This is a genomic window from Nocardia rhamnosiphila NBRC 108938, assembly GCF_000720425.1.
GTDB classification, from domain to species: Bacteria; Actinomycetota; Actinomycetes; order Mycobacteriales; family Mycobacteriaceae; genus Nocardia; species Nocardia rhamnosiphila.
Genome location: NZ_JOAJ01000009.1, coordinates 537,945 through 564,485, shown reverse-complemented (window position 1 = coordinate 564,485; position 26,541 = coordinate 537,945). Strand labels below are relative to the sequence as shown.

General features: G+C 68.9%; 23 protein-coding genes. 13 read left to right on the top strand and 10 right to left on the bottom strand.

Annotated elements, in window-relative coordinates; all coding sequences use genetic code 11:
• Positions 1 to 95 precede the first annotated feature (95 nt).
• Positions 96 to 509 (bottom strand): hypothetical protein, encoded by a 414-nt coding sequence (locus IG75_RS0129295; RefSeq protein ID WP_030524583.1) that lies wholly within the window; start codon positions 507 to 509, stop codon positions 96 to 98.
• Positions 510 to 665: 156 nt separating this feature from the next.
• Positions 666 to 1,427: a helix-turn-helix domain-containing protein gene (locus IG75_RS0129290; protein ID WP_051715008.1), complete on the bottom strand. Its 762-nt coding sequence runs from the start codon at positions 1,425 to 1,427 to the stop codon at positions 666 to 668.
• A gap of 447 nt (positions 1,428 to 1,874) precedes the next feature.
• Here IG75_RS0129290 and IG75_RS0129285 point away from each other — a divergent pair, with 447 nt between their 5' ends.
• Entirely contained in the window at positions 1,875 to 2,948 is a 1,074-nt protein-coding gene (locus tag IG75_RS0129285) for an ABC transporter ATP-binding protein (RefSeq protein WP_030524581.1), read from the top strand.
• Between the two features lie 61 nt (positions 2,949 to 3,009).
• Here the strand turns inward: IG75_RS0129285 and IG75_RS0129280 are convergent, their stop codons facing one another.
• Complete coding sequence (locus IG75_RS0129280; RefSeq protein WP_036515387.1) at positions 3,010 to 3,534, bottom strand: winged helix-turn-helix transcriptional regulator; 525 nt, start codon at positions 3,532 to 3,534, stop codon at positions 3,010 to 3,012.
• Positions 3,535 to 3,637: 103 nt separating this feature from the next.
• Here IG75_RS0129280 and IG75_RS0129275 point away from each other — a divergent pair, with 103 nt between their 5' ends.
• From IG75_RS0129275 to IG75_RS0129265, 3 genes are all read left to right on the top strand, one after another.
• Positions 3,638 to 4,807, top strand: a complete 1,170-nt coding sequence (locus IG75_RS0129275; RefSeq protein ID WP_030524579.1) for a thiolase family protein — start codon at positions 3,638 to 3,640, stop codon at positions 4,805 to 4,807.
• 81 nt (positions 4,808 to 4,888) lie between these two features.
• The gene (locus IG75_RS0129270) at positions 4,889 to 5,872 is read left to right on the top strand and encodes an o-succinylbenzoate synthase (protein ID WP_373863783.1); all 984 of its coding nucleotides are present in this window, start codon (positions 4,889 to 4,891) and stop codon (positions 5,870 to 5,872) included.
• A gap of 368 nt (positions 5,873 to 6,240) precedes the next feature.
• Complete coding sequence (locus IG75_RS0129265) at positions 6,241 to 7,476, top strand: epoxide hydrolase family protein (RefSeq protein ID WP_081877205.1); 1,236 nt, start codon at positions 6,241 to 6,243, stop codon at positions 7,474 to 7,476.
• A 49-nt stretch (positions 7,477 to 7,525) separates the two neighbouring features.
• Here IG75_RS0129265 and IG75_RS0129260 read toward each other — a convergent pair whose 3' ends face one another.
• Both IG75_RS0129260 and IG75_RS0129255 read right to left on the bottom strand, forming a co-directional pair.
• Entirely contained in the window at positions 7,526 to 8,047 is a 522-nt protein-coding gene (locus IG75_RS0129260; RefSeq protein ID WP_030524576.1) for a TIGR04338 family metallohydrolase, read from the bottom strand.
• Between the two features lie 6 nt (positions 8,048 to 8,053).
• Positions 8,054 to 8,914 carry a DUF2786 domain-containing protein gene (locus IG75_RS0129255; protein ID WP_030524575.1) on the bottom strand — a complete coding sequence of 287 codons (861 nt, stop codon included), beginning with the start codon at positions 8,912 to 8,914 and terminating at the stop codon, positions 8,054 to 8,056.
• Between the two features lie 323 nt (positions 8,915 to 9,237).
• On the opposite strand from IG75_RS0129255, the gene IG75_RS0129250 reads away from it, so the two are divergent.
• The 6 genes from IG75_RS0129250 to IG75_RS0129225 all read left to right on the top strand — a co-directional run bounded on the left by IG75_RS0129250 (position 9,238) and on the right by IG75_RS0129225 (position 15,966).
• On the top strand, positions 9,238 to 10,521 hold the full coding sequence (locus tag IG75_RS0129250; RefSeq protein WP_030524574.1) for an ABC transporter substrate-binding protein: 1,284 nt from the start codon (positions 9,238 to 9,240) through the stop codon (positions 10,519 to 10,521).
• Between the two features lie 44 nt (positions 10,522 to 10,565).
• Positions 10,566 to 11,600, top strand: coding sequence for a carbohydrate ABC transporter permease (locus tag IG75_RS0129245; protein WP_030524573.1), 1,035 nt, complete (start codon positions 10,566 to 10,568; stop codon positions 11,598 to 11,600).
• Positions 11,600 to 12,484, top strand: a complete 885-nt coding sequence (locus IG75_RS0129240) for a carbohydrate ABC transporter permease (protein WP_081877204.1) — start codon at positions 11,600 to 11,602, stop codon at positions 12,482 to 12,484. The genes IG75_RS0129245 and IG75_RS0129240 overlap by 1 nt, the downstream gene beginning before the upstream one ends.
• A 62-nt stretch (positions 12,485 to 12,546) precedes the next feature.
• Positions 12,547 to 14,892, top strand: coding sequence for a transglycosylase domain-containing protein (locus IG75_RS0129235; RefSeq protein WP_030524571.1), 2,346 nt, complete (start codon positions 12,547 to 12,549; stop codon positions 14,890 to 14,892).
• A gap of 177 nt (positions 14,893 to 15,069) precedes the next feature.
• A complete protein-coding gene (locus IG75_RS0129230) occupies positions 15,070 to 15,531 on the top strand; it encodes a GyrI-like domain-containing protein (RefSeq protein ID WP_030524570.1) in 462 nt (153 codons plus the stop codon).
• A gap of 9 nt (positions 15,532 to 15,540) precedes the next feature.
• Entirely contained in the window at positions 15,541 to 15,966 is a 426-nt protein-coding gene (locus tag IG75_RS0129225) for a GyrI-like domain-containing protein (RefSeq protein WP_030524569.1), read from the top strand.
• A 256-nt stretch (positions 15,967 to 16,222) separates the two neighbouring features.
• Here the strand turns inward: IG75_RS0129225 and IG75_RS0129220 are convergent, their stop codons facing one another.
• The 5 genes from IG75_RS0129220 to IG75_RS39595 form a co-directional block, all read right to left on the bottom strand.
• Positions 16,223 to 16,741 carry a YrhB domain-containing protein gene (locus IG75_RS0129220; RefSeq protein WP_063045387.1) on the bottom strand — a complete coding sequence of 173 codons (519 nt, stop codon included), beginning with the start codon at positions 16,739 to 16,741 and terminating at the stop codon, positions 16,223 to 16,225.
• A 319-nt stretch (positions 16,742 to 17,060) separates the two neighbouring features.
• Entirely contained in the window at positions 17,061 to 18,152 is a 1,092-nt protein-coding gene (locus IG75_RS0129210; protein ID WP_030524567.1) for an inositol-3-phosphate synthase, read from the bottom strand.
• Entirely contained in the window at positions 18,145 to 18,705 is a 561-nt protein-coding gene (locus IG75_RS0129205) for a PadR family transcriptional regulator (RefSeq protein ID WP_030524566.1), read from the bottom strand. The genes IG75_RS0129210 and IG75_RS0129205 overlap by 8 nt, the downstream gene beginning before the upstream one ends.
• Positions 18,706 to 18,860: 155 nt before the next feature.
• Positions 18,861 to 19,664 (bottom strand): DUF1707 SHOCT-like domain-containing protein, encoded by an 804-nt coding sequence (locus IG75_RS0129200; protein ID WP_162183814.1) that lies wholly within the window; start codon positions 19,662 to 19,664, stop codon positions 18,861 to 18,863.
• Between the two features lie 11 nt (positions 19,665 to 19,675).
• Complete coding sequence (locus IG75_RS39595) at positions 19,676 to 20,776, bottom strand: DUF1707 SHOCT-like domain-containing protein (RefSeq protein ID WP_307688835.1); 1,101 nt, start codon at positions 20,774 to 20,776, stop codon at positions 19,676 to 19,678.
• A 282-nt stretch (positions 20,777 to 21,058) separates the two neighbouring features.
• Here IG75_RS39595 and IG75_RS0129190 point away from each other — a divergent pair, with 282 nt between their 5' ends.
• From IG75_RS0129190 to IG75_RS0129175, 3 genes are all read left to right on the top strand, one after another.
• Positions 21,059 to 21,472, top strand: coding sequence for a DUF5318 domain-containing protein (locus IG75_RS0129190; RefSeq protein WP_245713371.1), 414 nt, complete (start codon positions 21,059 to 21,061; stop codon positions 21,470 to 21,472).
• Between the two features lie 472 nt (positions 21,473 to 21,944).
• Positions 21,945 to 24,557, top strand: coding sequence for a transglycosylase domain-containing protein (locus tag IG75_RS36700; RefSeq protein WP_246872186.1), 2,613 nt, complete (start codon positions 21,945 to 21,947; stop codon positions 24,555 to 24,557).
• A gap of 109 nt (positions 24,558 to 24,666) precedes the next feature.
• Positions 24,667 to 26,469, top strand: a complete 1,803-nt coding sequence (locus IG75_RS0129175; RefSeq protein ID WP_156059224.1) for a glycosyltransferase family 87 protein — start codon at positions 24,667 to 24,669, stop codon at positions 26,467 to 26,469.
• The last annotated feature ends 72 nt before the right edge of the window (positions 26,470 to 26,541 follow it).

Genomic DNA, 26,541 nt, shown 5'->3' with positions numbered 1-26,541 from the left:
GGCCACTTATCTCCCGGCCCCGCCGTTGCGGCATCACGGCCCGATGTGATGATCTCGAAGGGTTCCGAGAGCGAACCCGGCCGGATACCCGGCACCTACGCGGCGTCGAGGGCCGCGGTGATCTTGCGGGTCATATCCACCAGGATGGGGGCGGGTGCGGCCTTCTGCGGGCGGGTGGCCGACTCGACGGCGACGAGGACGGTGCTGCGGAAGTTGTCCGCCTCGGCCGTATCCTGCCGCTTCAGCAGGGTCATGGCCGCGGTCAGGGCCGGCAGTACCTGATCGGCGAGTTCCGCTACGTTCCTCCCCTTCAGCGTGATCTCCTTCGCTTTCACATCGGCGAGCACGTGTCCGATGGCGCCGGTCGCCGAGCCCAGGGCGATGGAGCCGTCGGTGGCGGCCTTGTGCGGCGAGCCGCCGGCGACACTGGTGGCGGAGATCAGCGAGACGGCGCCGTAGGCGGCGGTCCGCAGGGTGGCTTTGTCCTGGTCGGTGAAGGTGACGGACATGGTGTTTCTCCTCCGGGAGTGGTGGGTTACCGGCCGGTGCGGCCGGTGGACAGTGCCACTTTCACCGGCTCGGCTGACGTCGGCCTGACGCCGGGCTGATACGCCCACTGACACGGGAATCCGCCCATCTCTCGGGCCGGCCGCCACCGCGACGGCTCAGGCCGGGCCGGTCCGCCGGTCCTTCGCCGGCGGCTGCCCGTCCGATCCGTAGAGCAGCCGGTTCACCTTGACCAGGACGTCGAGCTGCGCCGGGTTGTACAGATCCCGCAGCGCCTTGCCGACCGCTTCCGCCGCCCGCTTGGGCCCCACCGGCGAATCGGCGGCCGGGGCAGCGATCTCCGGATACTCGGCAGCCACCGTGCCGGCGTACGGTGCGATACGTTGCGCCAGGTCGGCCCGGGTGGATTCGTCGGCGTCGGCGGGAAGGTTGTCGAACTCCGTCATCGCGGGAACCTCACGCTGGTCGTTCAGCAGGTCCCGCAGCGCGCCCATACCGGACGGTCCCAGAACCCGGGTCAGGATGACGGTGAAGGCGCGGTCGGCGTCGGTGAGTACATGGGCGGTCGAACCGATCTCGGGTGGCAGATCGGCGTGTGCGCCCTGCCGCAGAATCAGGGCCAGCTCCACCCGGATGCGCTGCAGCCGTTCGATTGTCGTGGCCAGTTCGGCGTCCAGGGTCTGGAGCGCGTCGCGGGGGAAATCCTCCCCGTCGCCCATTTCGGCGATCTGCGACAGCGGTATGCCGAGGTCGGCGAGTCGTTTGATGCGCAGCACCCGCAGCAGATGCGCCACGCCGTAGCGCTTGTAACCGTTGGAGGCGCGTTCGGGCTCGTCGAGCAGGCCGATGTCGTGGTAGTGGCGTACCGCCCGCACGCTCGTGCCGGCGAGTTCCGCCAGCTGACGGGTACTCCACGCCATATCCGACTCCTCCGCTACGGTTCCGCCGCCGCGAACGCGCCGGCACACGCTACCCAGCCTGAACTGTGCCGCAGCGGCACAGTCAAGTGCCCTCGCGAGTCCAGCCCCTGTCCAACGCCCGAATGTGCCCGTGTGGCGCTTGTTCGTGCGGCCGCTCGACCGATGGGCCAGGGCGTGGCGCACCACGGCTCGCCGCCGGCCGACCCGTGCCCGACCGCGCCCGCCGGTGGCTGCCCATTCGCGAGATCGCCGGGCCCGGGCGACCCGTCGCGAGGGTGCCGGCGGGGTGGACAGTCGGTGCGTTCACTGGCACGATACGCACCGAAAACGTACAGACCATGCGGAGCTCGAGAACACCAGCGGTAGCCTCTGACGCCATGACCACGCACATGTTGCGAATTCGCTCCACTTCGCGTGTTCCAACCGGTGAAGGGAAGTGAACAAGCCGTGGCCACGGTGACCTTCGATCACGCCACCCGGCAGTATCCGGGAGCCAAAACACCCGCTGTCGATCAGTTGCAACTCGAGATCGCCGACGGTGAGTTCCTGGTGCTGGTCGGCCCCTCCGGATGCGGGAAATCGACTTCGCTGCGCATGCTCGCCGGACTCGAGGAAGTATCGGGCGGCCGCATCCTGATCGGTGACCGCGATGTCACCCATTCCGACCCCAAGGATCGCGATATCGCGATGGTCTTCCAGAACTATGCGCTGTACCCGCATATGACGGTGGCCGAGAACATGGGTTTCGCACTCAAACTGGCCAAGGTCGGTAAGGACGAGAAGCAGCGCCGGGTGCTCGAGGCGGCCCGTCTGCTCGATCTGGAACCGTTGCTGGAACGCCTGCCCAAGGCGCTGTCGGGTGGTCAGCGACAGCGGGTGGCCATGGGCCGGGCCATCGTGCGCGACCCGCAGGTCTTCCTGATGGACGAACCGCTGTCCAATCTGGACGCGAAACTGCGGGTGCAGACCCGCACCCAGATCGCCCAGCTGCAGCGCCGGCTGGCGACGACGACCGTCTATGTCACCCACGACCAGGTCGAGGCCATGACCATGGGCGACCGGGTCGCGGTGATGCGCGACGGGCTGCTGCAGCAGTGCGCCGCCCCGCGCGACCTCTACCGGGATCCGGCGAATGTGTTCGTCGCCGGGTTCATGGGGTCACCGGCGATGAACCTGTTCACGCTTCCGGTCACCGACGGGGCGGTGCGGATCGGCGGGTTCTCGCTGCCGCTGCCGCGATCGGTGGCCGATGCCACGGGCGCGACGGTGACGGTGGGTATCCGCCCCGAGCATCTGGAAGCCGGTGAGTCCGGGATCGAGATCGAGGTGGACGTGGTCGAGGAGCTCGGCTCCGACGCCTTCATCTACGGCCGCCCCACCGAGGACACCCGGGGCGCGGACACGATCGTGGCACGTACCGATTGGCGCAACCCGCCGGCGAAGGGCAGCCGGGTGCGGCTGGCCACGGCCCCCGAGCACGTCTACTTCTTCGCGCCCGACGACGGCCGCCGCCTGAGCTGACCCCCTGCCCCCGGGCCCCGTGTCATGCCGGACGCCGGCGGCGGGGCGGTCCGCGCCACCGCTACGGCTGATCGGTCGCCGCGCTCCCGGCCGCCTGCCGCCGGGTCGCGCGCCATTGTTCGTTGAGCCGGACGCCGAGATCGTCCACGCCGATCTCACGGCCGGATTCGCTGCGCACCTGTACCCGGACCGGGTCCCCGGTGGCCGCCTCGACCAGGTCCAGCGGGGGTGGCCCGGGTTGCAGGTGGGTATTGCCCCACTGCATGAGCGCCAGCACCACGGGTAGCAGATCGCGGCCTTTCGCGGTCAGCACGTATTCGTGACGGGTGCGTTTTCCCTCTTCCCGATACGGCTGCCTGGTGAACAGTCCGGCCTGCGTGAGCTTGCGCAACTGGCCGGCCACGGCGGCGTCGGTGATCCCCACCCGGGCCGCGAAACCGTCGAACCGGGTGGTGCCGTAGTAGGCCTCCCGCAGGATCAGGATGGCCGAGCGGGTGCCGACCACCTCGAGCGCCATCGCGATCGAGCAGTGGTCGGGTTTCCACGAGTCGAGATCGGCCAGGGGGCCTTCCATCACCGCTGCCATCCGCCCATCATATCGACCCTGACTTGCCTCCAGTGATGCCAGCGCCTAATCTGGCTTTAGATAACTTTAGCCAGGGTTCGCCCCGGCGGCGGAAGGAATCGATATGCGAGACGCGGTCATCGTCGATGCGGTACGGACCCCCATCGGACGCGGCAAGCCCAACGGCGCCCTGCACGGCATCCACCCGGTGGACCTCATGGCCCACAGCCTCAGCGCGCTGATCACCCGGACCGGGGTGGACCCGTCCCTCATCGACGACGTGATCGGCGGCGTGGTGAGCCAGGTCGGCGAACAGGGCGTGAACATGACCCGGCGAGCGGCGCTGGCGGCCGGTTTCCCCGAATCGGTCCCGGCCACCACGGTCGACCGCCAGTGCGGCAGCAGCCAGCAGGCCGTCCACTTCGCCGCACAGGGCGTGCTCGCCGGCGCCTACGACATGGTGGTGGCCACCGGCGTCGAATCCATGAGCCGGGTCCCGATGGGCGCGAGCGCCCGGGGCGCCGACGACATCTCCGGGGTGGGTTTCACCCGGCGGTACCCGGACGGGCTGGTCCCGCAGGGCATCAGCGCCGAACTCATCGCCGCGAAATGGGGGCTGAGCCGGGCGCAACTCGACGAATTCGCGCTGAACAGCCACGAAAAGGCGGCACGGGCCACCAAGAACGGGCAATTCGCCGCCGAACTCGCCCCGCTGGCGGGCCTCGACACCGACGAGGGCATCCGCACCGGCTCCACCCTCGACACCCTGGCCGGGCTGAAGCCCGCCTACTACGACCCGGCCATGGCCGAACGATTCCCGCAGATCGGCTGGAACATCACCGCGGCGTCGGCGAGCCAGATCAGCGACGGCAGCGCCGCCGTGCTCATCACCACCAGCGAACGGGCCCGCGCGCTCGGCTTGCGCCCGCTGGCCCGGCTGCACAGTTTCGCGGTGGCCGGGGACGATCCGCTGCTCATGCTGACCGCGGTCATCCCGGCCACCCGCAAGGTCCTGGACCGGGCCGGGCTGACCCTCGCCGATATCGACCTCATCGAGATCAACGAAGCGTTCGCGTCCGTGGTGACGGCCTGGGAACACGACACCGGCGCCGACCCCGAACGGGTCAATGTCCACGGCGGCGCGATCGCCCTCGGCCATCCGCTCGGCGCCTCCGGGGCCCGGCTGATGACCACCCTCGTCCACGCCATGCACGACCGCGGCGCCCGCTACGGCCTGCAGACCATGTGCGAGGCGGGCGGCCTGGCCAACGCCACGATTCTCGAACGGCTCTGATCGCCGGTGCGCGAGCCGGTGGTGGCCACGCGGCCGCCACCGGCTCGGCCCGGGGCGCGGACCTGGCCTAGTGTGATTCCGGTGAGCGAACTGCCCCGGATCGACGAGGTGCACGTCTACGCGATCCCGCTGCGGTCGAAGTTCCGCGGGATCACCGTGCGCGAAGGGGTGCTGCTGCGCGGCCCCCGCGGCTGGGGCGAATTCTGCCCGTTCACCGAATACGCCGACCACGAGGCCGCGCACTGGCTGGACACCACCCTCGAACAGATCACCGTCGGCTGGCCGGAACCGGTGCGGGAGCGGATCCCGGTGAATTGCACGGTTCCCGCTGTCGGTCCGGATCGGGCCTACGAAATCGCCGCCGGGTCCGGTTGCCGCACGGCGAAGGTGAAGATCGCCGACCATCCCGGATCACTGCCGGAGGATCTGGCCCGGGTGGAAGCCGTACGGTCGGCGCTGGGACCGGGCGGCGCGATCCGCGTCGACGCCAACGCCGTCTGGGATGTCACCACCGCCGTCCGGAACATTCGCGAGATCGACCGCGCCGCGGGCGGTCTGGAATACGTCGAGCAACCGTGCCGCACGGTCGAGGAGCTCGCCGACGTACGCCGCCGGGTCGAGGTACCCATCGCCGCCGACGAGTCCATCCGCCGCGCCGAGGACCCGCTGCGGGTCGCGGTGGCCGGGGCCGCGGATATCGCGGTTCTCAAATGCACTCCGCTCGGCGGTGTGCGGCGGGCCCTGCGGGTCGCCGAGGCCGCCGGACTACCGTGCGTGATCTCCTCCGCCCTGGAGACCAGCGTCGGACTGGCCGCGCAGCTGGCCCTGGCCGGCGCCCTCCCGGAGCTCGATCACGCGTGCGGTCTCGGCACGGTGAACCTGTTCGAGGGAGATGTCGTCACCGAATCCCTGCGCCCGGTGGACGGTTTCCTACCGGTCCCGCGTACCGCCCCCACACCGGATCCCGACCTGCTGGAGAAGTACCGCCACCCGGATCCGGAGCGCACCGAATGGTGGACCGCCCGCATGCGGCGGCTGCTGGAGTCGCGGCACACCGAAGTGTGACGTCCGCCGGGCAGCGCCCCGCGGACCCGCGGCCGGGGCCACCGAAGGCTCGGTCGAGTCGTGCCGGAACCGGCCCCGGCCGACCGCGCTCGGCGAACTCCGCGCCAGGTCATGACGAGGCAGCGCCGGGTTTCCGTCACTGAGCGCACGGTTTCCGGGCTGCGCACGGCGCAGTCGACCTGGTCGTTCTGCATGGCGTCGGAGGCGGCCGCTACGGCGGGCGCCGTCTTCCGTGTCACATCGGTTCCACTCTGGCCGACCTGCCGTTTTCCCGTCTTCAGGCGCGCCCTTCCAGCGGGACCAGGCGTATTTCTTTGTTGGTTGCACCAACGTTTGCTATCGTTGGTTGCACCAACAAAAGGAGTCACATGGACGGTCCCGTTCGATACGCCGCCCTCGCCGCGATCGCCCTCACCCTCACCGTGACGGGGTGCACGTCCCCCACCCCACCTGTCGACCATCGCCCCACTCCCGCTCAGGAGACCACCGTGAACCCCACCGCCATCACTGCTTTCGATATCCATATCCCGCAGGCCGACCTCGACGATCTGACCGACCGGCTCGCCCGCACCCGCTGGCCCAACGAGATCGCCGATGCCGGAACGGATTACGGCTTCCCGCTGGCCCGGCTACGGGAACTCGCCGATTACTGGCGCACCGGCTACGACTGGCGCGCCCACGAAGCCGAGCTCAACGAACTCCCGCACTTCACCACCGAGATCGACGGGCAGAACATCCACTTCGTCCATGTGCGGTCGGCGAAACCGGATGCGCTGCCGCTGATCCTGACCCACGGCTGGCCCGGTTCGTTCCTGGAGTTCCTCGACGTGATCGAACCGCTCTCCCGCGATTTCCACCTCGTGATCCCCTCCATCCCGGGCTTCGGTTTTTCCGGTCCCACCCATGAGCGCGGCTGGGACACCACCCGGGTCGCGGGCGCCTGGGCCGAGCTGATGCACCGTCTCGGGTACGAGCGCTACGGCGCGCAGGGCGGCGATTTCGGGTCCGGTATCTCCCAGGCGCTCGGCGCGCTGGCACCCGAACACGTCGTCGGAGTACATGTCAACTACCTGCCGACCCGGCCGGACCCCGCCGCCGGCCTCGAACTGTCCGAAACCGATCGGGCCCGGCTCGACAAGGTGCAGTACCTGCTGGCGAACCGGCCCCCGTACCAGGCGTTGCAGGCCACCGCCCCACAGACCCTCGGCTACGCACTGACCGACTCACCGGTCGGCCAGCTGGCCTGGATCGCGGAGCGCTTCGCCCAGTGGACCGACCCCCGAACACCCGTCAGCGATGAGCGGATGCTCACCGATGTGTCGCTGTACTGGCTGACCGCCACCGCGGCCTCCTCCGCACGACTGACGCGCGAGTCCACCCGGGGGTCGGCACCGTGCCCGGTGCCGCTCGGGGTGGCGGTATTCGCCCACGACATCACCCAGTCGGTGCGGCCGCTGGCCGAACGGCTCTACGACATCCGGCACTGGTCGGAATTCGACCGCGGCGGCCACTTCGCCGCCATGGAGGTCCCCGAACTGCTCGCCGCGGACATCCGGGCCTTCTTCCTCACCGACCTCCGGACCGGACCGGACGGGGCGCGCTGAGCGACCCCGGAAGCGCGCCGACGAACTTCCGGGTCGTCGCGACCGCGACTCAGCCCAACCGCACACCCATATCGTGGAAGGTCAGGCGCAACAGCAGCCCCGCCTCCGGCCCGATCACCCCGTCGGCCAATTCCACATACCGCGCACAGAATTCGGGCCCGTGCGCGGCCACCGTGTCCGGCCGCGACTCGAGGTGGTGTGCCAATTCGTGCAGAACGACCAGTTCCCGCAACGCCCACGAGGTCCGCCCGCGCGTCCCCGCCTCCGCGTGCAGGGGCACCGCCAGCACGGCGTCCCCGGTTTCGTAATGGGCGGCCACATTTCCGGCGCGAGCACGCACCCGGATCGGTACACCCGCCCGCTCCCAGGTAGCCGCGACCCAGCCGAGCGCGAGTACCCGGTCGCAGTACTGCTGCACCGAATCCACCGAGGCGAATTTCCGCTCCACCGGCAAGGTCAGCCGCGACCCGTGCACTTCGACCGTGCGCTGCCCGAACTCCGCCGCCCGGTCGAAAACCGAACGCACCAGCTGCTCGGCGTCGTACACCTTGGCACGCTGCGTATCCCGCACGGCCGGCTATCCGGGGAGCTGCCCGCGCGCCCCGTCCAGTTCCCGCGCCGGGCCGAGCCGGGCCGCCCGCCCGGCCCGGTCCCCCGCGCGCCGGGCGTCCGGGGCGTAGCCGGTGGAGGTGCGCGGTCCGCGCCAGGTGCCGCGGGCCTCCGAGTTACGGGTGTAGAAATCGGAGAGCTCGAGCTCCTTGCCGCGCAATGCCAGCGCGGTGTCCGCGGCCCGGTCCGCGGCGCCGGATGTGGCGGCCCGGCCGTCGCGGCCGGTCGCCGACCGTTCGACATCCGCTCTGGCCTCGGCGAGCCGGATTCCGATGCGCTCGGCGAACGCCAGCTGGAAATTCAGCCTGGCCGTCACCCCGGCCACCGGCACCCGCACCACCCGGCGCACCCGCCGCCCGGCCCGGCGCTCGCTGACGACCTTCTCCATGGTCGCGGCCCGGTGATCACCGGACTTGATGTACCGGTCCGACCCCCGCACCATCTGCACCAGCAGACTGGAGTAGAGCGCTTCGCAGACGGCGATATCCGCCGCGAACCCGTAGGCGTAGACCTGGGTCGAGGTGCGGGCCACATCACAGCGCACATCATTGGCGGCGGCGATGGCCACGAACAGCTGCACGTACGTGCGCAGACCCTTGCGGCCGGGTTCACCGATCGGGATCATCCGCTGGATCAGCGCGCTGGGCCGTTCCCGGTCCCGGGTGTGTGCCCGCGCCACCGCCAGGTCGATCGAGGACCGCGTCGCCAGCCGCTGCGCCGCGGCCAGGAACGCCTCCGCCTCGTGCTCGTTGTCGGTGGATTCGGCTTTGCGCAGCAGTCCACCGATCCTGGTGAGCAGGCGATCGGAGACTGCGTTCGCGGAGGACATCGGGCAACAGCCTAATCGGCGCAGCCCGTCCTCGATCCGCGCACGGCCGGAGCGAAGGCGGAGGTACGCCCGATCAACGCAGCCGGGCACAGCCCGCCGTCAGTCCGCGCATGGCCGGAGCGAAGGCGGAGGTACGCCTACCAGTCGTTATACCCGCGACGCCGCCGACCGCCCGGCCTCCCGGCCCGTCCCGGCGGAGTCGCCGACGACCGTGGGCACTCGAGCTTCCGCTCACTTCGATACGGGAGTATCCGACACCGAGCGTGCACACCATGTATGTTGCGTTGTGCTGCCGCTCACTGTGTCGACCCTGGAGTTCCGCGATGGCTTTCAAGAAGGCGCCGTCTCTACGTGCCGCGCTCGTCCTATGGCCGATCGCGCTGCTGACCGTGACCTTTGCCACCGCCTGCAACACGAGCGACACCGATGAACAGCTCGGCATGAACCAGGACGGCCGCGGCCCGATCACCTACGTCGAAGGTAAGGACACCACCGAGACGGGTGCGGTCAAGCAGGTCATCGACCGCTGGAACGCCACCCACCCCGACGAGCAGGTCACCTACAAGGAACAGTCCAACGACGCCTCGGCCCAGTACGACGATCTGGTCGAGCACATGCGCGCGAAATCGACCGACTACGACGTGGTCGCCCTCGATGTGCCGTGGACCGCGGAGTTCGCGGCCAAGGGCTGGATCCAGCCGTTGGAGGACCAGTTCGCCATCGACACCTCGCCGCTGCTGTCGCCGCCGGTGGCCAGCGCCACCTACAACGGCACCCTGTACGCCGCGCCCCGCAACACCAACGGTGGCCTGCTGTTCTACCGTAAGGACCTGGTACCCGCCCCCCCGCTCACCTGGGCCGAGATGCGCGCCAGCTGCCCGCTGGCGCGGGATAACCAGATCGGCTGCTACGCGGGCCAGTTCGCGCCCTACGAGGGCCTGACGGTGAACACCGCCGAGGTGATCAACGCGTTCGGCGGGACCTTCGTCGGCACCGACGGACGCACCCCGACGGTCAACAGCCCGCAGTCGCGGGCCGGGCTCGAGCAGTTGGTGGACGCCTACCGGGTCGGCGATATCCCGCGCGAAGCCATCACTTTCCAGGAACCGACGAGCGGCGCCGCGTTCACTCAGGGCAAACTCATGTTCCTGCGCAGCTGGCCTTCCACCTACGGTGACGCCTCCTCGGAGGCCTCGGCGGTCAAGGACAAGTTCGGGGTCGCGCCGCTGCCCGGGAACACCGGGATCGGTGCCTCGACCCTCGGCGGCTACAACGCCGCGATCAGCGCGTATTCCGAGAACAAGGCCACGGCGCTGGATTTCCTGAAGTTCCTGATCAGTGAGGAAGCCCAGCACATCATCGCCTCCGGCGCGCTGCCGTCGGTACGGGCCTCGATCTACGACGATCCGGCGCTCATCGCCAAGATGCCGTACCTGCCCGCCTTGAAGGATTCCATCGCCAGCGCGGTGCCCCGACCGGTCACCCCGTTCTATCCGGCGGTGTCCAAAGCCATTCAGGACAACGCATATGCTGCCCTGACCGGAACCAAGTCCGTGAACGACGCGATCATCGGCATGCAGAAGGGCATCGAGACGGCCGGATCGTAGATATTGTTCAACCGGACCCGGCGAGCCCGTAGGAGAGAGTAACGGTGTCGGATCCTTCCGGAACGGTCGCGCAGGCGTCGGTCCGTACAGAAAAGCCCGCGAACGCGACCAACGATCGCGGGACGTCCAGCAGGCTTCGCGACGAAGTCCGTATGTCGGGCCGGGCGTGGCTGTTCGTCGCGCCGGTGCTGATAGCGCTCACCGTGGTGATCGGTTATCCGGTGCTGCGGGCGCTGTGGATGTCGTTCACCTACGACGATCGGCTCGACGAGACGACCGGTCGCTTCGTCGACAGCGGCGAAAGCACCTTCTACAACTACCTGCACTGGATCCTCGGCCAATGCCAGGTCATCACCGGCGGTGTCACCGAATGCCCCACCGGTAATCTGGGCGCCGAGTTCTGGGGGGCCGTCGGCGTCACGCTGTTCTTCGCGGTTGTCACGGTGACGCTGGAGGTGGCGATCGGGCTCGGTATGGCCATCGTGATGGGTAAGACTTTCAAGGGCCGGGCGCTGCTGCGCGCGGCGGTGCTGATCCCGTGGGCGATCCCGACCGCGGTGACGGCCCGGCTCTGGGAGTTCATGTTCCAGTACGACGGCGTGGTCAACACCGTGTTCGGCACCGAGATCCTGTGGACCTCCGACGCGTGGCCGGCCCGTTTCGCGGTGATCGCCGCCGATGTGTGGAAGACGGCGCCGTTCGTGGCGCTGCTGCTGCTGGCCGGTCTGCAGATCATCCCCGACGACGTCTACGAGGCGGCCCGGGTGGACGGCGCCTCGGCCTGGCAGCGGTTCACCCAGATCACCATGCCGCTGCTCAAACCGGCGCTGCTGGTCGCGGTGCTGTTCCGCACCATGGACGCGCTGCGCATGTACGACCTGCCCGCCATCATGACCAATAATCTCCCGGCCACCCGGACGCTGTCGGTCCTGGTCGTCGAGCAGACGCGGCAGGGACCCAACAGTGCGGCCGCACTGTCGACGATCACCTTCTTGTTGATCTTCGCGGCGGCGTTCGTACTGGTGAAGATATTGGGCGCGAACGCGGTGCGGACGCAGGAAGAACAGCGGAAGGCGTGATGGCCGCGGTGGCAACTCAGCAAATCGGTACCGCCGGACCCACGTCCTCGTGGCGGCGCAGGCTCGGCTCGGCCCGCATCTACGTGGGCGCCCTGATCGTGCTCGTCTGGGGACTGGGCCCGTTCTACTGGATGGCGGTGACCGCCTTCCGCGATCCCGACCACACCTTCGATTCCACCCCGTGGCCCACGCACCTCACCCTGGACAACTTCCGGGACGCGTTCGACACCAGCCGCGGTAACAATTTCGCCCACGCGCTGCTGAACAGTGTGATCATCGGTGCGGCCAGTACCGCGATCGCGCTGGTCATCGGGATCATGGCGGCCTACGCGCTGGCCCGGCTCACCTTCAAGGGCCGCTACCTGGTGTCCGGGGTGATCCTGAGCGCGTCGATGTTCCCGGTGGTCGTCCTGGTGACGCCGCTGTTCCAGCTGTTCACCGAGATCGGCTGGATCGGCAAGTACCAGGCGCTGATCCTGCCGAACATCTCCTTCGTGCTGCCTCTGACGGTGTACATCCTGGCCTCGTTCTTCGCCGAACTGCCGTGGGAACTCGAGGAGGCGGCCCGGATCGACGGCGCCACGAAGGTGCAGGCGTTCCGGCTGGTGATGCTGCCGCTCGCCGCGCCGGCCGTGTTCACCACCGCGATCCTGGCGTTCATCGCGGCGGTCAACGAGTACCTGCTCGCCCGGGTGCTCTCCGGTAGCGAAACGGAACCGGTGACGGTGGCCATCGCCCGGTTCTCCGGGAACAATCCGCTGGTCCCCCCGTACGGTGCGATCATGGCCGCGGGCACGCTGGTGACCGTGCCGCTGGTGATCCTGGTACTGGTATTCCAGCGGCGGATCATCTCCGGGCTCACGGCGGGCGGAGTCAAAAGCTGATCTCTGGGTATCCTGGGATCTGGCGGTGGTGCGCCTGAGTTTTTCCGACGCTCCGAGAGGAGATGATCGTGAGCTCGTTCCGTTCTCGACGTGGCCGCAACCAGCCACCGCAGTACCCCTCGATAGCCGGTTGGAAAGAGCTCGACGATCCCGGGCCGCGTCCCCGTCCGCCCCGGCCACCCACCTATATCCGCCCACACCGGACCCGCGGCCAGCGCATCCGGCATCTGGTGCTGTGGCTGTTCACCATCGTGATCGCCATCCCGACGCTGCTGATCGCCCTGGTGTACTGGAGTGCGGAGATCCCGGCCGCCGGGACGGTACCGATCAACCAGACCGCGACGATCACGGCCTCCGACGGCTCCACCGTGCTGGCGAAGGTGGTGCCGCCCGAGGGCAACCGCACTCCCGTACCGCTGTCGGATGTGCCCGAGCACGTCCGTGAGGCGGTCCTGTCCGCGGAGGACCGCAACTTCTACAGCAACCCGGGTTTCTCGGCGTCGGGGCTACTGCGCGCCGTCCGCGACAATGTGCTGGGCCGGGCGAACGCCGGTGGCGGTTCCACCATCACCCAGCAGTACGTGAAGAACGCTTTCCTGGGCTCCGAGCGCACGGTCAGCCGCAAGATGCACGAGCTGATCATCTCCTCGAAGATGGCCAAGGAATGGAGCAAGGACGATATCCTCGGCGCCTACCTGAACACCATCTACTTCGGTCGCGGCGCCTACGGGATCGCCGCCGCCGCCCAGGCCTACTTCGGTAAACCGGTTTCCGAGCTGACCGTCGCCGAGGGCGCGGTCCTGGCCGCGCTCATCCGTTCGCCCTCCGCACTGGACCCGCAGACCCGGCTCCCGCAGCTGCTGCAACGCTGGAACTACGTGCTCAACGGAATGGTCGAGATGGACACGATCGCCCCCGGTGAACGCGACGCGATCGTCTTCCCCCCGACAATTCCGCCACCCGCCCCCGAGGACGTCGACACCACTCGCGGCCCGGAGGGCCATATCAAGACACAGGTGCTGCGCGAACTGGCCGACGCGGGGATCTCCGACGAGGAGCTGAACACCGGCGCACTGCAGATCACCACCACCATCGACGCGCAGGCCCAGCAGGCCGCGACCGCCGCCGCGACCGGCGCCCTCGACGGCCAGCCGCCGGAGCTGCGCACCGCGGTGACCTCCATCGATCCGCGATCGGGCGCGGTCCGCGCCTACTACGGCGGCGCCGACGGGATCGGTTTCGATTTCGCCCAGGCTCCGGTACAGACGGGGTCGGCGTTCAAAACTTTCGCGGTACTCGCGGCGTTACAGCAGGGGATCCCGCTGTCCCGGGCGTTCGACAGCACGCCGGTGGACGTCAACGGTGTGCTGGTGCGCAATGTGGAGGACGAGTCCTGCGGTACGTGCAGCCTGAACGAGGCCTTCAAACGCTCGCTCAACACCAGCTTCTACCGGCTCACCCTCGCGATGAACAACGGTCCCCAGGCGATCGCCGACGCCGCCCACCAGGCCGGGATCCCGCAGGACATCCCCGGCGTCCCGGGGCAGTCGCTCACCGAGATGGGTGCGCCGCCCATGCCCTCCATCGTGCTCGGTACCTATCTGGTGCGACCCTTCGACATGGCCTCGGCCTACGCCACCATCGCCGGTGCGGGCCGCTACCACCAGCCGTACTTCGTACAGCGTGTGGTCCGCGGGGACGGCCGCGTGCTGCTGGACCGCGGCGGCGATCCGGGGCAGCGCACCGGCGCCCAGCCGCCACCGTCGGAGCAGCGGATACCGCAGACCATCGCCGCGCAGACCGCCACGGCCATGTTGCCCATCGCCGCGTACTCCAACGGCCACGCGCTGAGCGGACGCCCCTCCGCCGCCAAAACGGGCACCACCCAGCTGGGCGATACCGGTCAGAACAAGGACGCCTGGATGGTCGGCTTCACGCCGTCGCTGTCCACCGCGGTCTGGGTCGGTACCGAGTCGAACCTTCCGATCGTCACCGCCGGCGGCGGCCGGATCTACGGTTCGGGGCTGCCCTCCGATATCTGGAAACAGACCATGGACGGTGCGCTGACCGACACTCCGGCCGAGCAGATCGGCGCACCGGCCCTGAACCCCGCACCGGTCGTCCCGGCCGCACCACAGCAGCCCTCACACAACCCGTACGACATCCTCAACCCACCGTCCCCGCAACAGCCGGAGCCGCAGCAGCAACCGTCCCGGCAACCCTTCATCGTCATCCCCCCGGCCGCCGAACCGTATGCCCCCGAACCCGAATACGAACCGGAACCCCAGGCGCCCGCGACTCCCCCCGCCGAAGCGCCCGCGCCAGCACCCGCACCACCGGTGGCACCTCCGCCACCGGCCCCGCGCGTGGTCGAAATCCTGCCCGGCGTAACGATTCCCGTACCGTGACCTACGGATTCCTGTCGTGATCCCACCGAAGGAACGGTCGGCATGGCAGCATCGTTGGCCAGAGTGAGATGTCGCCCATCCGACCGACCGGCACGGGCCGACGCCCGATCCGGGACGGGCGTGCGGGAGGATATGCGCTGGAGCGACGACGTATGACGAGACATAGGGGCTACGCCGGTGGAATTCAATGTCGTTGACCGCCCGGAAACGCTGGTGGCGGGAATGGTGCTACGCAGCCCGGCACTGGCCGTGGAAGGACCGCGCCGCACCAGAGTCGAAGAGGCCTGGAAAACCACACTGGCCCGATCGTTACCCGGCCACCCCGCCAGCGCCTTCGTCGATCATGCCCCGGAGATCAACTCCTACCTCACCCATATCATCGGCTACCGCTGTCACAGCCTCGACGATCTACTACCCGGCGATGTCCTCGCCCGTATCCCCGCCGGACGCTACGCCCGCTTCACCCTCAGCGGCGACGACCTCGGCGAGACGATCGTGACCCTGTGGCGGGCGATCTGGGACGCGGAGGCCGCCGGCCGGCTGGTCCGCTCCTATACCGGTGACTACGAGCGCTACCCCGACGAGCACACCGTGGAAGTGTTCGTGGCGATGGCGGCAGACGATGCGGCGAGCAGGTAGGAAGCAGCTGTGGATTTCGAAATTGTCGAACTCGACGAAAGCCTGGTGGCCGGGCTCACCATTCCACTGGCCGGCCGGGAGGTGACCGCCCGTGACCTCGACCTGGTGAACTTCACCTGGGACCGGTACCTCGGCCGCGAGAAGAACGTTCCCCGGGTCGCCGCCTATATCGGCCAAGGGGACCACGCGGTGGCCGTACTCGGCTACGAGATCAAGAAGATGACCGACCTGGATCCGGGCGATGTACTCACCCGGGTGCCCACCGGCCGCTACGCGAAATTCGTCGTCACCGAGAAACCCTACGATCTGCTGCGCACGGCGTGGGCGCGGGTGCGGGAAGCGGAGAAGGCGGGCACGATAACCCGCTCGCACACCGCCGAACTGGAACGCTATACCGGCCCGACATCGGTGGAGGTCTACGTCTCGCTGGACTGATGCCGGCCGCGGATCGAGGTCCGAGCGGGGCCGGTCCGTGCGTGCGGCGGGCTCCCCGCCGCCGCTGCAGGCCGTCGGTGAACTCGGCGCCGTGAATGTACTGCGGCTTCGTGTGTGCTGTCGGATGTGACGTATCGGCGGAGGAGACGGGGTCGACGTCGCCACCGTGATGCGGGAATCACCCGCGGCGATGACCGCTCCGGGGCGCGCCGGCACTGTCCACACGGTATGCACCGCGCCGGACAGGGTCCGGCCCTTACGCGATCGGCTCGGGGTTCGGCCCGGACAACGCCGTGCAATACCTGAACCCGACCGGCGGTCGGGGCAAGCGCGAGCGCACCCGCTCGGGCACCGGCGCGCCGGCCGCCACAGCCTCGATGTACTCCTTGGCCTCTCGCGGCCCGAGTTCGGGTGCTGTTGCCCGCACGGCCCTGAGCGCATCGAGGCGGTGCCCCCGCGCGAGCAGACCGGCGATTCGGGATCGCAGCGGATCGACACGCTCGACACCGCGAACCCGCTCGAGATATTCGGTGATCCACTCACCGTGCTCGAGATCAGCGGCCGCATGCACCATGTGCAGGCTGCCGTCCACTCCATCGACCAAGAAGGACCCATGGCCGACCAGCATGTCCGAGATTCTGCGGGTGCGCAGGTAACTTTCGCCCTGGCAGCCGACCACCCAACCCAACCGGTGCGACCCGGCATCCATGACCACCAGTGCCGGCCCACCGCTCTTCGCCGCCTCCTCGGCCAGATACCGCTGCACGACCGTCACGGCCCACCGCTTCGACACCATGGCAACAGATTAGAAGCGGAGTGCCTCCCGGCGGGAGGTGCTGCTCACCGCCCCGCCGGCGAGGGCAGCCCACCTGTGGACCTCGACATCGAACGCCGACGCAACCCGCATGCGTCGAGTCCTACGAGACACCTCGAAGGGGTGAGGCCCGTCTCGCCCCTTGGCCGAAGGTGCTCAACGGTCGGCCTTCCGCGGAAGGCCGACCGCACGTCGCATGAGCCGAAGGCTCGAGTCCCGAGGCCGAAACGGTGAGACACAAGAGGCTCGACCCGGCGGCGCCTCAGGCGCCGCCGAGAACTCAAGCGTCGATGATGAAGGCCTCGAGCTGGGCACGGGCGATATCGTCGGCCAGCTGCTTGGGCGGGGACTTCATCAGGTACGCCGACGCCGGGATCACCGGGCCGCCGATACCGCGGTCCTTGGCGATCTTCGCGGCGCGGACCGCGTCGATGATGATGCCGGCCGAGTTGGGCGAGTCCCACACCTCGAGCTTGTACTCCAGGTTCAGCGGCACATCGCCGAAGGCGCGGCCTTCGAGGCGGACATAGGCCCATTTACGGTCGTCGAGCCAGCCGACGTGGTCGGAGGGGCCGATGTGCACATCATTGGCGCCCATTTCCTTTTTCAGGTTGCTCGTGACGGCCTGGGTCTTGGAGATCTTCTTCGATTCCAGGCGTTCGCGCTCGAGCATGTTCTTGAAGTCCATATTGCCGCCGACGTTCAGCTGCATGGTGCGGTCGAGCTGGACACCGCGGTCCTCGAACAGTTTGGCCATCACGCGGTGGGTGATGGTGGCGCCGACCTGGCTCTTGATGTCGTCACCGACGATCGGCACGCCCGCGGCGCGGAACTTCTCGGCCCATTCCGGATTCGAGGCGATGAACACCGGCAGCGCGTTGACGAACGCCACGCCGGCGTCGATCGCGCACTGGGCGTAGAACTTGTCGGCTTCCTCTGACCCGACCGGCAGGTACGAGACCAGAACGTCCACCTCGGCGTCTTTCAACGCCTTGACCACATCGACCGGCTCGGCCTCGGCGAGTTCGATGGTTTCGGCGTAGTACTTGCCGATGCCGTCGAGGGTCGGACCGCGCTGCACGGCGACACCCAGCGGCGGCACGTCGGAGATCTTGATGGTGTTGTTCTCGCTGGCGAAGATCGCCTCGGACAGGTCGAAGCCGACCTTCTTGGCGTCCACGTCGAAGGCGGCCACGAACTGCACGTCCCGCACGTGATATTCGCCGAACCGCACATGCATCAGTCCGGGCACCGTCGTGGAATCGTCGGCATCCCGGTAGTACTGAACGCCCTGGACGAGCGAAGAGGCGCAGTTGCCCACACCTACGATGGCGACGCGAACACTGGACTTGTTGGTGTCTCCACTACTCATGGCCGGTATTTCCCTCTTTCTGTGGTGCCGCCTTCGTCGATTGCTCCGCCGCAATCAACTCGTTGAGCCAGCGCACTTCGCGCTCGCTTGATTCGAGTCCGAGTTGATGGAGTTGGCGGGTGTAGCGATCCAGCGATCCGCTCGCCTTCTTGATCGCTTCCCGCAGCCCCTCTCGGCGCTCCTCGACCTGACGCCGCCTGCCCTCCAGGATCCGCATCCGCGCCTCGGCGGGGGTGCGGCTGAAGAAGGCGAGGTGAACGCCGAAGCCGTCATCGGTGTAGTTCTGCGGACCCGTATCGGCCAGGAGGTCGTTGAAACGCTCCCGGCCCGACGGGGTCAGCTGGTAGACCCGCCGGGCTCGGCGGGTCGTGGACAGTCCCTCGGGTACTTCCTCCGCGATCAGTCCATCCGCCCGCATGCGCTTCAAGGTCGGATACAGCGACCCGTAGGAAAAAGCCCGAAACGCCCCGAGCAGACCGGTGAGCCGCTTCTTCAGCTCGTAGCCGTGCATGGGCGATTCCAGGAGCAGCCCGAGGATTGCCAGTTCGAGCAACGGGCTTCACCCCCTGACTTCCGTACAGACCTAACCAATGGATGCGATTACCCACTATATCGGAGCGATATAACCAGGCATAGTTCTGTGCGGACGGGAACGCATACGCGCAGGGCAGCCGGCCTCGGCAGCACCGGTGAACGGGCCTCGACCGGTCAGTCGACCGGATGGACTTCCTGTGGCGTCCCGTCCAGTGCGAGTTGCATCGTTCCGGTGCGGTCGCCGCCGTCACCGACGTAGATATCGAGTACCGGCGCGGCGGCCTCGGGCGCGATGAGCTCGTAGCCGATACCGATATGACCGATCTGCCCGTCGGCCAGCTTCACCGTGGCCGGCGCCCCGGCCAATACCGCGGCCACGGCGAGCAGATCGATATCCGCGAGATCGACCGGACGACCCTCCGAATAGCTCGATACGCTCGAGGTCGTAGTGGTGAAATCGGTGCCGTCGAACTCGTAGACCTGCTCCTCCCCCCGATCCAGACGCTGAACCAGGATCCGGTCGGAGAAGACCGTCGCCGCATCGATGATCGTGTCACCGAACTTCCGGCGGTAGCTGTCGACGAAAAGAGCCAGCCCGCTGCCGGTGGCCAGATCCGCGGCGGCCTGCTCGACGGCCTCCTCGGTGGCGGGGTCACCCGCGCTCGCGGAGTCGTCGGGCAGGGCGAGGCCCACCACCGCGCCGAGTACCGCGGCCGCCGTCAGCAGGGCGACCGGTACCCACCAGGGCCGCGCCGGCCGGTCGCGGTTCAGGATCGCGGCACCGGCGAGTTCGCCGGGGATCTGCAGATCCGCGATGAGCGCGTCCAGGTCGGCGGTGTACTTCGCCCGCATCGCCGACCGCGTACGCGCGGTGTGCTCCGCGTCGGAGAGCTGGCCGTCCGCGGACGCGGCGTCCAGCAGCGCGCACACCTCCACCCGGTCGCTGTCACGTGCCCGGAGCTGTTCTCTTCTCGCCACGGTCGCTTCCTCTAGCCGTCGAAAGGCCACACCCTCAGCACCTCACCGGCGGGGCTGAGGACGAACCAACCGGATTCGTCGAAGGTATTGCCCACATGGACACTCACCGCGGGCCGGCCCGCGAGCGGGTCGAAGGAAGGGACATCCAGCTCGATCATCGAGACCACCCCGTCGGGCACCCGGGTGGTGGCCGCGGCCGTGCCGGCGGCCGCCCCGATGGCGGCGGTGTCCACCGCCGCCAGGTCGACGGTGGGGGTATCGATCGGACGGGTGGTCGGATCGCTGTCCTGGTGGAAACCGCCGCGATAGGTGTAGGTCACCTTCCGGTTCGGCTGCCCCGGCAACGCGCGGGTCACCCGGGCATGGGCCGGGTAGAGCGTGATCTCGTCGGCGACCGTCTCGCCGAATTCGGCCCGATAGCGGTCGACGAAGTGGGCGATACCGGCCTCGGTCACCAGATTCGGCGTGGGGATGACCAGCGGCTCGACCTCGTTCAGGGCGGCATACGGCACCGGGGTGGCGGGCTCGGGCGCGGTGGCCGCGGGCGGTACGGCGGGGGCCGGCTCGGCCTCGCGATGGACGAGGGCGAAGGTTCCGAAGGCGACCGCGAGCGCGGCGGCACCGATCACCGCGAAGTACCGCCCCTGCCCGCCGGACCGGGCCGGCGGCGGCGCGACGGGGGCCGGCCGCGCGCCCTGGAGATCGGCGGTGAGCTCGGCGAGATCCTCGAGGGTGACCGCGTCGGCGAGCAGTTCGGCGCGAACGCGGTACTCGTCCTCGGCGAGCTGGCCCTCGCCGAAGGCGCGGCTCAGCACCGTACCGGCGGCGTCGCGGTCGGCGGTGCGGGCGCGGGTACCGGGCGGATATCCCGATGCCGTGGCGGCCGCGGCGGCACCACGCTCGGCACGCACCCGCCGGGCGTCCGGCGTCTGCAGATCAGCGACCAGTTCGGACAGCTCACCGAGCGTTTTCGCGGCCTGGGCCTGCGCGATGCGATCGTGGTACTCGGCGGCACCGAGCTGACCCTCGGCGTACGCGCCGTCGAGCACGGTCGCGGTTTCGGCACGGTCGATATCACGCGCGCGCAGCCGGCCGGGAAACACCGTGGACACCCTCGAATCGTACGGTGCGAGCAACTCTCCGTGGGTTTCCACGGTCACCCTCCATACTGCGGTAACCGGGCGGGCACCGACGGGACAGATGGCACACATGCGCCAACCGACCGCGCCCGGAGTGACTCGACCGGACACCGGGACCCCGGCGCATCTCCGCACGCGAGGAATCCGCGCGGGGCCGGACCTGCCGCGGCGGCACCGGAACCGAACCCCCGCGACGGAGGTACGAATCCAATGCGGCCGTGGGCGGCGCCATTACATCACCGCTACTCTGGGAGCGTGCGAATACAGCGGCAAGTGGTCGACTATGCGCTCCGGCGCAAGTCGCTGCTGGCTGACGTCTATGCGGGCCGTGTCGATGTCGCCGAGGTATGTGACGCCAATCCCTACCTGCTGCGTGCGGCCAAATTTCACGGTCGGGGGAGCGAGGTCACATGCCCTATCTGCCGGAAGGAACAACTCACCCTCGTATCCTGGGTCTACGGCGACGGCCTGGGGCCGGTCGCGGGTTCCGCGCGCAGCCCGGAAGAGCTGGTACGCCTGGCCGAGAGCCGAGAGGAATTCTCGGTTCATGTGGTCGAGGTGTGCCGGACATGCAGCTGGAATCATCTGGTGCAGTCCTATGTGCTCGGGAAGACGCCGCAGGGCCGGCGTTCCGGTTCCCGGGTGAACCGGCGCACCGCCGCGGAATGAGACCGTCCGGCCCGACGATGGTGCACGTGCCGAGCCCCCAGGGGCGCCGCGGAGCGAGCCCATCCGACCGATACGAGCTTTGGAGACCTTGTCAGTGACTTCGCCCTACGACCCCCCACCCGGCGATGACCCGCGCGGTGGTCGCACCCAGCGCGGACCGCTTCCGGGTCGAGAGCCGCAGCAGCGACCGGGTGCCCCCGACCGCGGTCCCGTACCGAATGCGAACGCACCGCGCCCCGGACCGGGCGGGCGACCGCCGGCGGCCGGCGGGCCGCGCCCCGGACCGGGCGGGCCGCGACCGGGTCCGGTGACGGGTCCGCGACCCGTCGCGGGCGGACCGCGGCCGGGACCGAACGGGCCGCGTCCCGGGCCGGGCGGCACGGGACGACCGCCGGCGCCGGGTCCCCGGCCCGGCCCCGAGGGTCCCCGGCCCGGCCCCGAGGGTCGCCGGCCGGGACCGAACACCGGTGGGATGCCCGGCGCCTCGCGGGGTCCACAGCCGCCGCAGCGTCCCGGCCCGCCGCCCGGACGCCCGCCACAGGGTCAGCCGCCGAATCAGCCCACCCAGCGCATGGGCCGCCCCGGGGAACCGGGCGCGCCGCGCGGTGAGCAGGGCACCGCGAAGATGGCGCAACCGGGCGCCCCCGCCGAAACCACCCGCCGCGAACGCACCACGACAGGCCCGCGCCCCGTCACGGGTCGTCCGGGTCCGAACACCGGTGAGCGCCGTGCGGACGCGCCGGAGGGCCGGCCGTCCCGCTCCGGAGCCGCGGGCGGTCCGCCGCCGCGGCGGCCCGGCGGCCGCTCGGGTGGTCCCGGCGGTCCCGACGGCCGCGGCCCGGCCCAGAAACGCAAGAACCGGTGGAAGATCGCGCGCCGGATCGCCTACGTCCTGGTCGCGCTGGCCATCGTGGTGCCGAGCACGGTATTCCTGGTCGCCTATTCCACGGTGTCGGTTCCCGAACCCGGCGATCTCAAGACCAACCAGGTCGCAACAATTCTCGCGGCCGACGGCGAAACCGAGATCACCCGGGTGGTGCCGCCGGAGGGCAACCGCACCGATGTGACGATCGATCAGATTCCGCCGCATGTGCGCAACGCGGTGATCGCCGCCGAGGACCGGGATTTCTACAGCAACCCCGGTTTCTCGATCTCCGGCTTCGCCCGCGCCGCCCGTGACAACGTGCTCGGACGCGAAAGCGCCGGTGGTGGTTCGACGATCACCCAGCAGTACGTGAAGAACGCGCTGGTCGGTGACGAGCGCAGCCTCACCCGTAAGCTGCACGAGCTGGTCATCTCGGCGAAGATGGCCAGGCAGTGGAGCAAGGACGAGATCCTCACCGCCTACCTGAACACCATCTACTTCGGGCGTGGCGCCTATGGCATCAATGCCGCGGCCAAGGCATATTTCGACAAGCCGGTGCAGGAACTGAGCGTGGCCGAGGGCGCGGTACTGGCCGCGACCATTCAGCTGCCGTCGCTGCTGGATCCCGAGTCGAACCCCGAAGGCGCGAAAACCCGCTGGAACTACGTCCTCGACGGTATGGTCGCGGGCGGCAATCTCGACCGTGGCGAACGTACCGGTCTGACGTATCCGCAGGTGGTTTCGTCGGCCAAGGCCGGGGAAACGACCGAGGCCGCGGGGCCGGAGGGTCATGTCAAAGCGCAGGTGCTGCGCGAACTCTCCGAAGCGGGTATCAGCGAACAGCAGCTGAACACCTCCGGTCTGGAGATCACCACGACCATCGATGCCAAGGCGCAGCAGGCCGCCGTCGATGCCGCGCGCAAGAACCTCGAGGGCGAACCGGACAAGTTGCGCACCGCGGTGGCCTCGATCGATCCGAAGACGGGTGCGGTCCGCGCGTATTACGGTGGCGAGGACGGCTACGGCTACGACTTCGCCAATGCCGCCCTGCAGACCGGCTCTTCGTTCAAGGTGGTCGGCCTGGCGCAGAACCTGGAGAACGGCGTCCCGCTGTCGCAGATGTACGACAGCTCGCCGATCACGGTGAACGGTATCGAGATCACCAACGTCGAGGGTGAGCAGTGCGGCGTCTGCACCATCGCCGAGGCGCTCAAGCGTTCGCTGAACACCAGCTTCTACCGGATGCAGCTGGAAATGCAGAACGGCCCGCAGAAGATCGCCGATATGGGACACAAACTGGGGATTCCGGAGGAGCTCCCGGGAGTGGGCGCCACACTGACCGAACCCGGCGGCGTCGGCCCGAACAACGGGATCGTGCTCGGCCAGTACCAGGCCCGGCCGCTGGATATGGCGTCGGCCTACGCGACGCTGGCGGCGTCGGGTATGTACCACAAACCGCATTTCGTGAGCAAGGTTGTGTCGGCGGACGGTACGGTGCTGCTCGATCGTGGCGACGTGGCCGGGGAACGGCGCGTCTCCGAGGCCGTCGCCGACAATGTCACGGCGGCCATGGAACCCATCGCCGCATACTCCCGCAATCACGGGCTCGCCGGAGGCCGTCCCTCGGCTGCCAAGACCGGTACCGCACAGCTGGGTGACACCGGGGAGAACAAGGACGTGTGGATGGTGGGTTACACGCCGTCGCTGTCCACCGCCGTCTGGGTGGGTACCACCGACAATTCGCCGCTGCGCAACTACGGCGGGGCGATGATCTACGGTTCCGGTCTCGCGTCGGATATCTGGAAGGCCACGATGGACGGTGCCCTCGAGGGCACGCCCGTCGAGAAGTTCCCCAAACCCGCGCCGATCAAGGGCCAGGCCGGTGTGCCGAAGTGGACGGCCCCTTACACCGCGCCGTCCACCACGATGCCGACCTTCGAGCCCCCGGTGGTGATCCAGCCGAGCCAGGTCGAAATCCTGCCCGGTATCACCATCCCGGTGCCCGGGGTGGCGCCCAACCCGCGTAGCCAGCAGCAACCGCAGAACCAGCCGCAGAGCAACGGCCCGGGTCCGCTACCCGGACAGCCCACTGCCGGACAGACCAGTACGGCGCCCACGGTCACCCAGGCGCCCGACTCCGGCGGCGGCACCGACACCGGCGGCGACAGTGGGGACAGCGGCGACACCGGCGGCGACAGCCGTCCGGACTCGGGCGGATAAACCCGCAGCACTGTCCGGGGCCCCGGCTCGGTCCGGGCCGGGACCCCGGTAACAGGTAACCTCGGGTGCCGTGAGCGAGCAGCGACTGGTGGGTGGGCCGGACGACGGTATAGGTCCCGGAAACGGGCGAACCGGTCGGGCCGCCACAGCCGGTTACGATTCGCCCGCCCCGCTCGCCCGAGATCTGCGTTCTGCCGACGCGCGCGACAAGCCGAGCCGCAACGATTCCATGACCGCCCAGCTGTGCACGGTCGTGGGTGGGCCGGTCGGCGATCACGCGCTGATCGGTCGCGCACGGTTCTGGACGCCGATGCGGGTGCTGCTGGCCTGCACAGTGATCTTCCTGGCGTTCGGCTGGTTCGCCAAGGCCGGATGTATCCAGCAGACCACCACCACCGGCGGGCTGCTCACCCTGGACTGGAACAACGGCCGCCAGTACACGGCCATGTGCTATTCGGACACCGTGCCGCTGTACGGCGCCGAACGCCTCAACGAGGGCGCGTTCCCGTACAAGAAGTCCTGGGTGGAGGAAACACCCGGCGGCGGTACCGAGGTCCGGCATATGGAGTATCCGGTTCTGTCGGGCATGTACCAGTACGTTTCCATGCTGGTGGCCAAGAGCTGGGACGCCAGTCCGCTGCCGGGGGCACTACAGGTGGTGCTGTACTTCAATGTGGTGGCCCTGGGTCTCTCGGTCGCCTGGCTCGCCACCATCTGGGCGACCGCGCTGCTGTCCGGGCGCCGGGTCTGGGACGCGGCGCTGGTGGCGTGTTCCCCATTGGTGATCGTGCACGCCTTCACCAATTTCGATTTCCTCGCCACCGCCTTCGCCGCTCTGGGCCTGCTGGCATGGGCCCGCCGGCGGCCACTGCTGGCCGGTGTCCTGCTGGGATTGGGTGGTGCGGCGAAGCTGTACCCCCTGCTGCTGCTGGGCCCGATCGTGGTGCTGTGCCTGCGCGCCGATCCGATGCAGCGCACCCCCCGCGCGCAGCAGGCGACCCGGTTGCGCGATATCGACAGTGCCGCGGCGCTGCGCACCTGGCTCGCGGAGGTGCCGGCGCGGATCCGGTTGCTGGGCACCCGCCCGCTCGGCGCGGCCGCGCTGACCGGCGGCGGCGCCGTGGCCACCTGGCTCCTGGTCAATCTGCCGATCGCGCTGCTGTACCCACAGGGGTGGCGGGAATTCTTCCGGCTCAACACCACGCGGCACGCCGATCCCGATTCGCTCTACAACGTGGTGATGTCGTTCACCGACTGGTCGGGTTTCGACGGTGTGCTGCGCCACGGCGAACCACCCACGGTCCTCAACCTGGTCTCGCTGCTGCTGTTCGTGGCGGCCTGTCTCGGTATCGCCTATATCGGCCTGACCGCCCCGCGCCGGCCCCGGCTGGCGCAGCTGTGCTTCCTGGTCATCGCCGCGTTCCTGCTGACGAACAAGGTGTGGAGCCCGCAGTACTCGCTGTGGCTGGTGCCGATCGCGGTGCTGGCCCTGCCGCACCGGCGGCTCCTGCTGGCGTGGATGACGATCGATGCCCTGGTCTGGGTGCCGCGCATGTTCTACTACCTCGGCGAGGACCGGAAGGGCCTGCCGGAGCAGTGGTTCACCGCGACCGTGCTGCTGCGCGACCTCGCGGTGATCGGCCTGTGCGTGCTGATCGTCCGGCAGATCTACCGGCCCGAACAGGATCTGGTGCGCCACGACCATCTGGACGATCCGGTCGGCGGGGTGGTCGACCGCGCCCCGGACCCGCTGCTGCCGTGGCTACCGGAGGTACTGCGCCCCCGGATTTCCCGCGATACCCACTGGACCGGTACGGTGGCCACCACGCGGACCGGTAAGCGGGACACCGCAACCACCGCGGCACCGGTGGAGCAGGTTCGGGAGTTCCAGCCGCCCGCGCGCCTGGGCTGACCCGCGGCCACACCGGGCCGGAGGTGAAGCCCGGCCGGTGAAACACGAAACGCTCGCGCGCCGATTCACGTT